Origin of the sequence: Shewanella aegiceratis (assembly GCF_019457495.1) — a bacterium.
Taxonomy (GTDB): Bacteria; Pseudomonadota; Gammaproteobacteria; order Enterobacterales; family Shewanellaceae; genus Shewanella; species Shewanella loihica.
Genome location: NZ_CP080416.1, coordinates 1,556,503 through 1,569,553 on the forward strand (window position 1 = coordinate 1,556,503; position 13,051 = coordinate 1,569,553).

General features: G+C 42.9%; 9 protein-coding genes. 8 read left to right on the top strand and 1 reads right to left on the bottom strand.

What is annotated here, in order from left to right; translation table 11 throughout:
* Nucleotides 1–55: 55 nt before the first annotated feature.
* Nucleotides 56–1,525 (bottom strand): peptide MFS transporter, encoded by a 1,470-nt coding sequence (locus tag K0H80_RS06950; protein WP_220073516.1) that lies wholly within the window; start codon nucleotides 1,523–1,525, stop codon nucleotides 56–58.
* A gap of 577 nt (nucleotides 1,526–2,102) precedes the next feature.
* On the opposite strand from K0H80_RS06950, the gene rfaH reads away from it, so the two are divergent.
* From rfaH to K0H80_RS06990, 8 genes are all read left to right on the top strand, one after another.
* The gene (rfaH, locus tag K0H80_RS06955; protein WP_220073517.1) at nucleotides 2,103–2,630 is read left to right on the top strand and encodes a transcription/translation regulatory transformer protein RfaH; all 528 of its coding nucleotides are present in this window, start codon (nucleotides 2,103–2,105) and stop codon (nucleotides 2,628–2,630) included.
* Nucleotides 2,631–3,411: 781 nt separating this feature from the next.
* On the top strand, nucleotides 3,412–6,174 hold the full coding sequence (locus tag K0H80_RS06960; protein ID WP_220073518.1) for an SLBB domain-containing protein: 2,763 nt from the start codon (nucleotides 3,412–3,414) through the stop codon (nucleotides 6,172–6,174).
* 85 nt (nucleotides 6,175–6,259) lie between these two features.
* The gene (locus K0H80_RS06965; RefSeq protein WP_220073519.1) at nucleotides 6,260–7,234 is read left to right on the top strand and encodes a Wzz/FepE/Etk N-terminal domain-containing protein; all 975 of its coding nucleotides are present in this window, start codon (nucleotides 6,260–6,262) and stop codon (nucleotides 7,232–7,234) included.
* 206 nt (nucleotides 7,235–7,440) lie between these two features.
* Nucleotides 7,441–8,565 carry a non-hydrolyzing UDP-N-acetylglucosamine 2-epimerase gene (gene wecB / locus K0H80_RS06970; protein WP_220073520.1) on the top strand — a complete coding sequence of 375 codons (1,125 nt, stop codon included), beginning with the start codon at nucleotides 7,441–7,443 and terminating at the stop codon, nucleotides 8,563–8,565.
* A 16-nt stretch (nucleotides 8,566–8,581) separates the two neighbouring features.
* Complete coding sequence (wecC, locus tag K0H80_RS06975; protein ID WP_220073521.1) at nucleotides 8,582–9,850, top strand: UDP-N-acetyl-D-mannosamine dehydrogenase; 1,269 nt, start codon at nucleotides 8,582–8,584, stop codon at nucleotides 9,848–9,850.
* On the top strand, nucleotides 9,847–10,917 hold the full coding sequence (gene rfbB / locus K0H80_RS06980) for a dTDP-glucose 4,6-dehydratase (RefSeq protein WP_220073522.1): 1,071 nt from the start codon (nucleotides 9,847–9,849) through the stop codon (nucleotides 10,915–10,917). Before wecC ends, rfbB begins: the two co-directional genes overlap by 4 nt.
* 77 nt (nucleotides 10,918–10,994) lie before the next feature.
* Nucleotides 10,995–11,873 (top strand): glucose-1-phosphate thymidylyltransferase RfbA, encoded by an 879-nt coding sequence (gene rfbA, locus K0H80_RS06985; protein ID WP_220073523.1) that lies wholly within the window; start codon nucleotides 10,995–10,997, stop codon nucleotides 11,871–11,873.
* A gap of 95 nt (nucleotides 11,874–11,968) precedes the next feature.
* Nucleotides 11,969–13,045 (top strand): DegT/DnrJ/EryC1/StrS aminotransferase family protein, encoded by a 1,077-nt coding sequence (locus tag K0H80_RS06990; protein ID WP_220073524.1) that lies wholly within the window; start codon nucleotides 11,969–11,971, stop codon nucleotides 13,043–13,045.
* Nucleotides 13,046–13,051 lie beyond the last annotated feature (6 nt).

The window sequence follows — 13,051 nt, forward strand, 5'->3', positions numbered from 1 at the left end:
CACATTGAGTGGCGTTTTTTATGGAACTAAATTTTAGTTATCTAGCGATAAGTCATTAGCGCTTAATTGCTTCATGCTCGGCAGTGATAGCAATCTCTTCTTCTAAGGCTTCTTCTTCGTTGTGGTGGCTATCTTCGGCGCCATGCATCCAGTCAACCAGTTTATCCGCCATGAAGTAGAGGATAACGCCTGACAGAGCGGCTGTGATAGCGATACCTGCGAAGATGGACATAGCGTTGGCTAACTGCTCCTCTTTCGCGCCACCGTGGCCGATGAATGAACCGATGATACCGCCAATCTTGTTAGCCGCGGCAACAAACAGGAACCATGCACCCATCATGAGTGATGCGATACGCAGTGGAGCCAGCTTAGTGACCATAGACAGGCCGATTGGAGAGAGACACAGTTCACCCATGGTGTGGAAGAAATAAGCACCTACCAACCACCACATGCTTGACTTAGCGTTCGCGTCGCCGCCCATCTCGAGTACCGCACCGATCATGAACAGGAAGCCTGTTGCAAGCAGCACCAGACCTAGCGCGAATTTCACCGGAGAGTTTGGCTCTCTGTCACCTAGGCGAACCCAGATAGAGGCGACTACAGGGGCGAAGATCACGATGAACATAGCGTTCAGTGATTGGAACCAGGTAGTTGGGACTTCCCAGCTGCCAATCATACGGTCGGTGAAGTCGTTGGTGAAGAGGTTCATCAGACCACCGGCTTGCTCGAAGCCTGCCCAAAAGATAATGGTAAACAGACCCATGACCATGATCACTTTGATGCGATCGCGTTCAACTTTGGTTAGCGGCTCTTTGCGCACTTCACCTTTTTCTGCCGCTCTCTGCTTTTCAAGTTGGGCGGCGGGTACACGACCGATATCGCCAAGCAGCTTTTGTGCGAACAGGAACTGGATGATCAGTGAGAGGATCATGCCGATACCGGCGCAGATGAAGCCTGCTTGGAAGTTACCATCGAAGTAAGCCACGACCGAACCAACTATGATGCCCGACAGGAAGGCACCTACGTTAATACCCATGTAGAAGATGGTGAATGCACCGTCACGGCGGTGATCGCCTTCTTCATAGAGGTCACCTACCATAGTAGAGATGTTTGGCTTGAATAGGCCGTTACCTAAGATTAGGACGCCCAGACCAACATAGAAGACTTCAGTTTCCATGCCTTGTACCCAAGCATGCGGGGTACCAAGAATAAATTGACCAGCGGCCATCAGGGCGCCACCTATCATGATGGCTTTACGTTGACCTAGGAATGTATCGGCGAGCCAGCCACCGATGAGGGGAGTCAGATAAACAAGACCTGTGAATGTACCGTAAAGATTTAGGGCGTCTGCCTGGGTCCAACCTAGACCGTGACCACCTTGGGATTGTACTGCGTCGACGAGATAAAGTACCAGGATGGCTCGCATCGCATAGTAACTGAAACGTTCCCATAACTCAGTTGTAAACAACAGGAACAGTCCCTTAGGATGGCCGAGCATCGTACCTTGGGGTTTTGCTGCACTCATGTAAGTCTTCCACCTTCAGCTTGTGATTGCCTACATAACAAAAACTATGTAGAAAAATGGTTGTTGCTAATATAGCTCGCTTGTTGGATAGAGACGCTAAATTAGTCTAACTTTATGAAAATGTTATCTAATCTGTCTTGTTGCGCTCTAAGCTTGTTGCGAGAATTTATTATATTTTAATATTTAGGGTATTAAATTTTATCAAACCCATCTTATATACCCTTTTCATCGCCTAAAAGTCAATTTACCTGGGTTAACTGACCAACAAATCATCACTGGTTGGAGGGGCTTGGGCATGATTGTTTATGGTCTGTTGCGCTTAGCAGAAAGATTTGACCTGAGTTAACAAAGTGGGCGGGAAAAATAGAGGAAAAACGCTCTTTTCTTTGACCTAGAGTATTTGCTATGATTTCGGCCGTGAATTGGATGTCACCTGAATTATCTCGTTATCTTTGCGTTGCGCGTTATTCTGAGCGTCTTGCAAAACACAGCAATTGTGAAAGTAAGTCCGCAGTGGTTTCTGTCATAGCGGTTATTAAGTGTTAGCTAACGATAAAACTAGGTTCTTAAGGAAATTATGAAGTCTTGGTATCTTGTGTATTGCAAACCTCGCAGCGAGACACGCGCGCAGCAAAATCTTGCATTGCAACAGATAGATACCTACCTGCCCACTCTCCCGCAACAGATCACTAAGGCCGGCAAAACCAGCGTAAAGCGCCTGCCGTTATTTCCCTGTTACCTGTTTATCTATTTCGATCCGCTAGAGATCAGCGTAAGTAAGATTCACTCGACACGAGGCGTATCTCGAATCATAGGTTGCCGAGAAGAGATGACGGCGATCGACGATGCCATAGTGCATTCCATCAAGATGCGTGAGGCCAAGTTGCTTAATGCGCTGCAATTACCGAGTGATGATTTGTTGAGTGGCAACGCTGAGCCTAGGTTGTCTGTCGGCGATAAGGTGAAGTTTGTTGAAGGGCCATTTAAAGAGCTTGAAGGGATCTTCGAAGAGCAGAGTGGCGATAAGCGCTGTCACATTCTTTTTGAGATCATGGGCCAGCAAAAGAGGGTGTCTGTCTCAAGAGCCAGTATCAAGGGGATTTGAGAAAGCTTGCTGATTGGGTAACCTCATATTGTTCAAATAGCACTTTGAAGCAATAGGTAGACGTTTATAAGGGATAAGAAGTAGGTCGTTGGCGCTAATCTTTGTAAGAGATCTGCTATAACGCGCGATTCGTTGTTAGATTAATCTTCCCGTTTTGTTGGTGTTTTGGTTATTAGGTAACAGATTTTGGTCGTTGAAGGCCTGTATTGAGTGATTTTAAGCTGATTGTGCTTACCGCATTCGATTGTATTAAACGATTGACGAGTATATGAGCAGTAATTGTCATTTTGTTCCAGTACAATGAATCGCTTTTCTTCAAGATAGCGCAAAAGTACTTTGTTTAATGTGTCATTTTGTAGTGCATATTAACCAAATTATTTTAGTAAAGAGTGATCTAAAAGTTAGATTTCGCGTGGCGAAGGGCATGTTGGGAGCCGTAACCTATGGGCGGTAGCGTGCCCGCAGGGCATCGAATGAAAAGTTTCATTCGTTAAGCGATAGCCGAAGGCCTCTGGCCGCCACGCGGATCGGTAGCGTGCCCGCAGGGCATCGAATGAACACTAAGTATTTTGAGATAGTATTCGTTAAGCGATAGCCGAAAATGATTGTCAGGAACAATCATTAACAGCTTTAGCTGGCTCGAAGAGTGAAGTACAGGATGTACTGAGTCAGGCCGCCGCCACGCCGCTAGCGTGTCCGAATGCCAGTAATTGGCTTAGATTTTATCTGCTTAATCCGGAAAGTTTTATTTAGACCTTGCCTTTATCAATGGAGATTATCGGTGTTACAACGAACCAAAAAAGTCATTATAACAGCGGTTGCCGCACTATTTTTGGTGGGGCCCCAGGCGCAGGCGATCACGCCGTCGCCGCAAATGATAGAGCAGTTTAAAAATCTGCCAGCCTCTGAGCAGCAGAGATTAGCTCGTCAGTACGGTATTGATCCTGCCATGCTTGGAGGCGCGAGTGCGTCGCAGCAAAATCTCGATAATCCGCAAGTCGTTCAGCCTCGAGTAAATGATCAATTTAGTCAGCCTCGTGCAACTAATGAAGTGGTCGATCATTCCCGCGATGCAGCTAATGAGCTTAATTTCTCACAGGATGAACAGAAGAAGCAGCTAGCACGTTTTGGTTATGAGCTTTTTCAAGGTGAACCTACCACTTTTGCGCCCGTCTCCGATGTGCCAGTTCCTGGTGAGTATTTGGTTGGTCCTGGTGACAGAGTTAAGGTACAGCTCTTTGGCAAAGAGAATAAAGAATATGACCTGGTGATTAATCGAGAGGGGAGCATTCAATTCCCCGAGCTCGGTCCTATCTCGGTAGCGGGTTTAAGTTTTGCCGAGCTTCGAGAGTCTCTGAGTCATCGTATTTCTCAGCAGATGATAGGGATTGAGTCGAATATCACCATGGGTGAGCTGCGCTCTATTCGTATCTTTATAGCCGGTGATGCCTATAAGCCAGGTTCTTATACCGTCTCGAGTCTGTCTACTATCACCCAGGCATTGTTTGTCGCCGGCGGGGTGAACGAGATTGGTTCACTGCGTAACATTCAGGTCAAGCGTAATGGCAAGCTAGTCGGCAGCATGGATCTGTATGATCTACTGATGCGAGGTGATGCGTCGGGTGACATACGTTTGCGCTCTGGCGATGTAGTGTTTATTCCCCCAGTAGGTGGACTCGTAAGTATTACTGGCGAAGTGCGTCGCCCTGCAATCTATGAGTTGAAACGTAATGAGACGGTTGCCGATATTGTAGCTATGGCCGCAGGTGTAAAACCCGGTGCCTATCCGAAGAGCAGTAGCATAGAGCGATATAATAGTAATGGCCTTCGCAGTATCGTGAATGTCGATTTAACTTCTACTCAAGGTAAATCAACAAAGGCCCAAGCCGGTGACTTTATTCGCGTAAAAAATGCTTCTGGTCAGTTTGAAGATGCCATTACCGTGGTTGGTGCCGTCGTTCGACCAGGAAAATACCAATGGTTTAATGGCCAAAAAGTAAGCGATCTTCTGCCGTCACTTTGGGGCGATCTTTCAATTTCAGCCGATCTCAATTATGCGATTATTGTGAGAGAGGTGAATCGCTACGGAAAGGTTAAGGTACTTCAATTCTCTCCTAGCCGCGCTATCGCCGAGAAAGATGTCACGCAAGATTTATTATTAGCCCCTCGTGATAAGGTCATGCTGTTCAACTATAGCGATGATACACAAAATCGTTACGAGCTTAATAAGTTGGTTAAACATAGAGTTAAAAAGGTGACCTCACTTACGGGTGATAGCCTTGTAGGTAATGATCTGTTTAAGGCTGGCTTCTCTCAGCTCGATAAGATGCAACTATCACAACGTAGTCAAATTGGTGGTGTAGTTGTAGCTAAAGAAGCGCCTGATGATAAAGAGCAGCTTGTAAAGGGTGAAGTCAATAAGATGCTGGCTAACCTATTTGAGGATAAGGAGCTCATTAAGCTCAGTGGATCTATGAATCGCAGCGAGCTGCTTTATCCAGTTGTTGCACAGCTAGCTGCTCAAGGTAACTCAGATAAAGGCACGCAAGTCGTCGCCATAAGCGGTAAGGTACGTCATCCAGGTGTGTATCCCCTTTCTCAAGGGGCTAAGGTTAAAGACTTAGTCGTTGCAGCTGGTGGATTAGTTGAAGGTGCCTACACGGCTCGAGCAGAATTGACCACCACGGTAATTGGAAGCGAAGAGTCTAGCGTTAACCATTCAAGTGTTAATTTAGATGACGCATTGGCAGGGATTGATAGTGCCAATGTGGTGTTAAGTTCCAGAGACATCTTGACGGTAATGACAACGCCTGACTGGCAAGAAAATAAAGCCGTTGAGATTCGTGGTGAGGTAAAATTCCCAGGCATGTATAACATTCGCCGTGGTGAAACGCTTGCCGACGTGATCGATCGTGCTGGCGGATTTACCCAGTATGCCTATTTACCATCCTCGGTGTTTGTTCGTGAGTCAGTACGCCAGCAAGAGCAGCTTGAAATTAAGAAGCTTGCAGACCAACTGCGCCGTGATATTGCCACTCGTGGTGTTTCCAAAGATGGCAATGTAGTTAATTACAGCGATGCTAAAATGATGCTTACCGACCTTGAAAACATCAAGGCGGTAGGCCGTTTGGTTGTTGATTTGTCTGCTATATCGATTGGTATCGAACAGGCCGATATTCAGCTTGAAGATCAAGATATTCTCTATGTACCGTCAGTTAAGCAGACGATTGCGGTAATGGGTGAGGTGCAACACGCTGCCACTCATAGGTTTAAAGAAGGCTTAACGTTAGATCAGTATCTTGAGATGTCTGGTGGCGCCAGAGAGCGCGCCGATGAAGACAGAACCTACATTATTAAGGCAAATGGTTCGGTGCTCCTCCCGAATCGTTCAATGTGGTTTAGCAGTAATACTGAGCTCAATCCTGGTGACACCATTATTGTACCGCTGGATACAGAGTATAAAGATAACCTCACACTCTGGACCCAGGTTACCGGCATTATTTATAACAGCGCCGTTGCATTGGCCACTATAGCCAAGTTATAGGCTTTAATATGAGCACTTTGATGAGCTTAGTTATCGAAGTGCTTTGTTTCTTCTTAGGATAATGAGACTCAGAGACACAAATTCTATGTCCACCGAGATAAAAAACTACGGCGATGCCCAATTTTCCGATATGCGCGCTCAAGTACAACAAGCTAATGATGAAATAGACCTTAGAGAACTGTTTTCTGTTATCTGGCAAGGCAAGTGGCTAATTATTGCTATTACAGCCGTATTTGCGATTGGCTCGGTTATTTTTGCCATTGTGCAGCCCAATATCTATAAGTCTGAAGCGCTTTTAGCTCCTGCAAGTGAGGAGCAAGGCGGCGGTCTAAGTGCGCTTGCTTCTCAGTTTGGCGGCTTAGCGAGTATGGCTGGTATTAACCTAGGTAGTGGCGGTGGTGTTGATAAGACCCAAATGGCTATTGAGGTGATGAAATCGCGTCAGTTTGCCAGTGACTTCATTCAAAAGCACAATCTTCTACCTGATTTGATGGCCGCAGAAAAATGGAGCATGGCTGATAACAGCATTGTATATGACGCTGAGCTATATGATGCAGCATCAAAAAAATGGGTAAGAGAAGTTAAAGCCCCTTTTAAGCCTGAACCTTCAATGCAGGAAGCTTTTAAAGAGTTTAGCAAGATAGTTAGTGTTAATTCTGCAAAGGATACTGGCATGGTAACAGTATCTGTAGAGCATTTATCGCCCGCTATAGCTCAACAATGGGTCAATTGGTTAGTTGAAGACATCAACAAAGTAATGAAAGAGCGTGATGTTGCTGAAGCCATCCGCAGCAGCGACTTTCTAAACAAGCAAATTGCACAGACGAACGTTGCTGATATCCGTGCGATTTTATACAAGCTAGTCGAAGAGCAAGCCAAAACTATCATGTTCGCAGAAGTACGTGATGAGTACGTATTTAAGACGATCGACCCTGCTTTAGTACCGGAAGAAAAGGCCAAGCCCAAACGAGCACTAATATGTGTATTAGGTACCATGCTAGGTGGTATGTTAGCTGTAATGCTGGTACTTATAAGACATTTTGTAAGAAAAGAAAGTTAGAGCAAAATTTTTATGGGCCTATGGGAAACACAGCTGTTAAATATAGAGCAGAAAAACGGTAAAACCTAGGCTTTTTATGGGACAGCGGAAATCTGATTGTCTCAAAATGGATGAACAGTGGCTCAGCTAGGTTTAAAAGGCTGAGATGAAAATGTGAAATACAGCGATTTGAATATAGTTAAATCGTCAAAAATAGGCTAGATGTAATGACAAAAAAGAAAGTGCTTACCGTTTTTGGCACCCGTCCAGAAGCAATTAAAATGGCCCCTCTAGTTCATGCTTTAGCATCCGATGACCGTTTTGAAGCAAAGTGTTGTGTAACAGCACAACATAGAGAAATGCTCGATCAAGTCCTCGAGTTGTTCGAAATAACACCTGATTACGACCTTGATTTGATGAAAGCGGGGCAGACACTTAATGATGTCACCGCTGGTATTATTCAAAAGTTACAACCTGTCCTTCAAGAATTTAAGCCAGATGTCGTGCTTGTGCATGGTGATACAGCAACCACTTTTGCAGCGAGTCTTGCAGCTTACTATGAACAAATTGCAGTAGGGCACGTAGAGGCAGGCCTTCGTACTGGTAATATTTACTCTCCTTGGCCAGAAGAAGCAAACCGCCGCTTGACGGGCGTGCTGACTAAGTATCATTTCGCGCCAACAGAAACTTCGAAGCAGAATCTTCTCAAAGAGAACTTTGACCCAAGCAAGATCATAGTAACAGGTAATACTGTTATTGATGCGTTATTGATGGTGAAAGACAAAATTGACTCAGATACAGATCTTAAAAATACCATTGCTGAACAGTTCCCTTTCTTAGATGAAAACAAAAAGCTGATCTTGGTCACTGGCCATCGCAGGGAAAGTTTTGGTGGTGGATTTGAGCGTATTTGTGAAGCGTTGGCAACTGTAGCTAAAATGCATCCTGACGTACAAATTCTATATCCAATGCATTTGAATCCCAATGTAAGAGAACCAGTAAATCGTATTTTGGGTGATATAGACAACATTTTGTTGATTGAACCTCAGCAGTATCTTCCTTTCATTTACCTCATGGACAAGGCGCACATCATTCTTACGGATTCTGGCGGAATTCAGGAAGAAGCGCCTTCATTAGGTAAGCCAGTTTTAGTCATGCGGGATACGACAGAGCGCCCAGAAGCCGTTGAGGCAGGGACAGTTAAGTTGGTTGGTACTAACGTTAACCAAATAGTGACTAACCTAGATGAGCTCCTGAGTGATGCAGATGCATACCAAAAGATGAGTTATGCGCATAACCCCTATGGTGACGGTAAAGCCTGCCAAAGAATTTTAGAAGAATTAGTTAAATAAGAATTTAGGAAAAGAAATGTCATTCGAAACGATTTCAGTTATAGGCCTTGGTTATATCGGCCTACCTACTGCTGCAATGTTTGCTTCCCGCAAAAAGAAGGTTATTGGCGTTGATGTTAACCAACACGCGGTAGATACAATCAATCAAGGAAAAATACATATCGTAGAACCTGACTTAGATATGATTGTGCATTCAGCTGTAACTGAAGGCTATTTAAAGGCCGTAACGACTGCTGAACCAGCGGATGCATTCCTTATTGCAGTGCCTACACCGTTTCTACCATGTGAAGAAGGTGAGATTCCTGAGCCCGACCTCAGTTATATCCAATCTGCTTGTAATGGAATCGCACCCGTATTGAAAAAGGGGGATTTAGTCATTTTAGAATCTACTTCCCCTGTTGGTGCGACAGAGCAAGTTGCAGAGTGGTTGGCTAATGCTCGTCCTGATTTATCTTTCCCGCAAACAGCAGGTAATGAAGCAGATGTAAACGTAGCTCATTGCCCTGAACGTGTTTTACCAGGTCATGTGGTTCGTGAGTTGGTCGACAATGATCGTGTGATTGGTGGAATGTCTTCTCGTTGCTCTGAACGTTCAGTTGAGCTATATAAAACATTTGTTCAAGGCGAGTGTGTAATCACTAATGCGCGTACAGCCGAAATGGCAAAGTTAACTGAAAATAGCTGTCGTGATGTACAGATTGCATTTGCTAATGAGTTATCGGTTATTTGCGATAAATTAGATATCGATGTATGGGAGCTGATCGCCTTAGCTAATCGCCACCCTCGAATTAATATTTTGCAGCCAGGTCCAGGCGTGGGCGGTCATTGTATTGCTGTTGACCCTTGGTTCATCGTGTCTAAGACTCCTGATGAAGCCCAATTAATTCATACTGCTCGTAAGGTTAATGATGCGAAACCTGAATGGGTGATTAACAAAGTCAAGTTGGCCATCGTAGACTTTTTACAAGCTAACCCAAATAAAACGACAAAAGATGTAACTATTGCTTGTTATGGACTTGCTTTTAAACCTGATATAGATGATTTACGTGAAAGCCCTGCTCTTGGTATTACAAAGCTTATAAGTGAAATGCATACAGGTTTAGTAGTTGCTGTAGAGCCTAATATTGAAATATTACCACCGCAGCTTTCGAGTATTGAGCTTGTCTCCTCTGAACAGGCATTTTCTACTGCGGACATTCATGTAATGTTAGTTGATCATCAGCAGTTCAAAGAGTTACAGCCTCAAAATGGTCTATTGATAGATACTAAGGGAATTTGGAAGTGAAGATTCTTGTTACCGGCGGTGCAGGCTTTATAGGCTCTGCGGTAGTTCGTCATATAATAAACAACACTCAAGATGGCGTTATTAATGTTGACAAGTTAACTTATGCTGGCAATCTTGAGTCTCTTGTTAGCGTAGAGAATGATGAAAGATACGCTTTTGAGCAAGTTGATATTTGTGATCGGGAGGAACTAGACAGAGTCTTAGATGAGCACAAGCCTGATGCTGTAATGCACCTTGCTGCAGAGTCTCATGTAGACCGTTCAATAACAGGTCCTGCTGACTTTATTCAAACCAACATCGTTGGTACTTACACTCTTCTTGAAGCGACTCGTGCATATTGGAACGAGCTATCTGCTGATAAAAAGGCAGCTTTTCGTTTTCATCATATTTCAACCGATGAAGTTTATGGAGATTTACCGCATCCGGACGAGGTTCAAAGCTCTGAAGAGTTAACGCTATTTACTGAAAGAACTTCCTATGCTCCGAGTAGTCCGTATTCAGCATCTAAAGCATCTAGTGATCACCTAGTTCGCGCTTGGCTACGAACATATGGTTTGCCAACAATTGTGACCAATTGTTCAAATAATTATGGTCCTTACCACTTCCCTGAAAAACTTATTCCTCTTGTGATTTTAAATGCATTGGATGGCAAGTCTTTGCCGGTGTACGGCAAGGGCGACCAAATTCGTGATTGGTTATATGTAGAAGATCATGCTCGTGCCCTATATAAGGTGGTTACTGAAGGCGTGATTGGTGAAACCTATAACATTGGTGGTCACAATGAAAAGCAAAATTTGGAAGTAGTACAAACTATCTGTGCCATTTTAGATGAGTTAATGCCTAAAGATTCTCTTTATGCAGAACAAATTACTTTTGTCACCGATCGTCCAGGTCATGATCGTCGGTATGCCATTGATGCAAGTAAAATGAGTCAAAAGCTAAATTGGTTGCCTGAAGAGACCTTTGAAACTGGCCTTCGTAAAACTGTTCAGTGGTACCTCGACAATCAGGTATGGAGTCAACGTGTGCAAGATGGATCTTATCAGCGTGAGCGTTTAGGGCTTTAATAACTATTTCTTGTAAGCATTGAAATTTAGACGTTGCCTTTAAAGGTAGTTGGATTAATATAGGAAATTTATTTTTAATGAAAGGTATTGTTTTAGCCGGTGGATTAGGAACTCGTCTATACCCAATTACAATGGGGGTGTCTAAACAGTTGTTACCAGTTTATGATAAACCTATGATTTATTACCCAATCTCTGTATTGATGTTGGCAGGTATTCGTGAGATTTTAATTATTACTACTCCTGAAGATGAATTGTCATTTAAACGCCTTTTAGGTGGCGGTGAAGATTTTGGGATTTCTTTAGAGTATGCGATACAAGAGAGCCCTGATGGTCTAGCACAGGCATTTATTATTGGCGAAGAATTTATCGGCAATGATGATGTTTGTTTAGTTCTTGGGGATAATATTTTTTATGGTCAAGGTTTTTCACCAAAACTACACCAAGCTGTTGAAAATGCAAAGTTAGGTAATGGGGCTACAGTGTTTGGTTATCAAGTCAAAGATCCTGAACGTTTTGGTGTTGTAGAATTTGATACTAATCAAAAAGTATTATCAATCAGAGAGAAACCTTTAGAGCCCAAATCGAATTATGCTGTCACAGGATTATATTTCTATGATAATTCTGTTGTAGAAAAAGCAAAAAATGTTAATCCTTCTGAACGGGGTGAATTAGAGATTACATCCTTAAATCAATCATATCTTGAATTAGGGATGTTGAATGTAGAGATACTCGGTAGGGGCTTTGCGTGGCTTGATACTGGAACGCATGAGAGCTTGTTAGAGGCTGCTCAGTTTGTTGAGACAATTGAAAAACGCCAAGGATTTAAGATTGCCTGTCTTGAGGAGATTGCTTTAAATAATGGTTGGCTGAGCATGGATTCTTTGAAGAGCAAAGCTTTGAATATGGGCAAGAATGATTATGGGAAATATTTAAAAGCACTGATAGGTATAAGCTGATTCTATGGTTTAAACATGTTATTTAATTTTTAGAATAGTGTTTTAAATATAATCAATTGATTGCGTGATGTTAAGAGTACTTTTGGAATGAGTTTATGATAGCCTTAAATAGTCCGCTTAAACCAGATTTAAATAAATTGCAGAAATTATTAGAGAAAGTAAGTGATAGCGGATGGTATACTAATTTTGGTCCTCTCCATCAAGAATTAACTTTGAAATTAGAGGATTATTTAGGGGTACAAAATCTACTTCTAACAAATAATGGCACATCTGCTTTACAAGTTGCAGCAAAAGCCATTGGTTCACAATCTTTCCTTATCACGCCATTTAGTTTTGTTGCAACTGCTAGTGCATTCAAGTGGCAGCGAGATGAGGTTGCATTCGCAGATATAGATCCGAATAGTCTGAATTTAAGCTCTTTGGCCGTAGACAATGCCTATAGGGAAGGTTGTACAGCAGATACGGTTGTAGCTACCCATGTATATGGTAACCCATGTGATGTTTACTCTATGGATAAGCTTGCTAAAAAGCATGGCTTTAGGCTTCTCTATGATGCAGCTCACGCATTTGGTATTAATCTCAATAGTAAATCTGTTCTTGAGTATGGTGATGCCAGTACCTTGAGTTTTCATGCGACAAAGATTTTTCACACTGTTGAGGGTGGAGCTATAGTCTTTAAAGATAATGATATCTTTGAAAAAGCTAAAGAAATGATAAATTTTGGAATTAAAACCGGGGTAGGTGTCGTAGGTGTTGGTATTAATGCAAAATTAAATGAATATCAAGCAGCAGTTGGTTTGGTAAATCTTGAGGGAATCGATGACATATTAAGTCATCGTTCTGAACTGTTTTATAGTTATCGAAAAGGCTTAGAAGATTGTGTCAAGTTACCAGACTGGCATCCTCAAGCTAATGTCAATGGCGCTTATATGCCAATATTGTTGGAAAGTGAAGAACAGTTAAAGAAAATATCAAATTTGTTGTGTGAAAACAATATTGAGAGTCGCCATTATTTTTCACCCTCATTAAATAATGTATTTGTTGATAGTCATGACTATGGTTCGGTGAATAGTGTTTCTGCATCAAAACGTGTGCTGTGCTTACCTTTGCATGCTAACTTGTCATTAGACGAAGTTAAAAAGGTAGTAAAGATCGTGAGAGAAGGCTTATAAAACTTA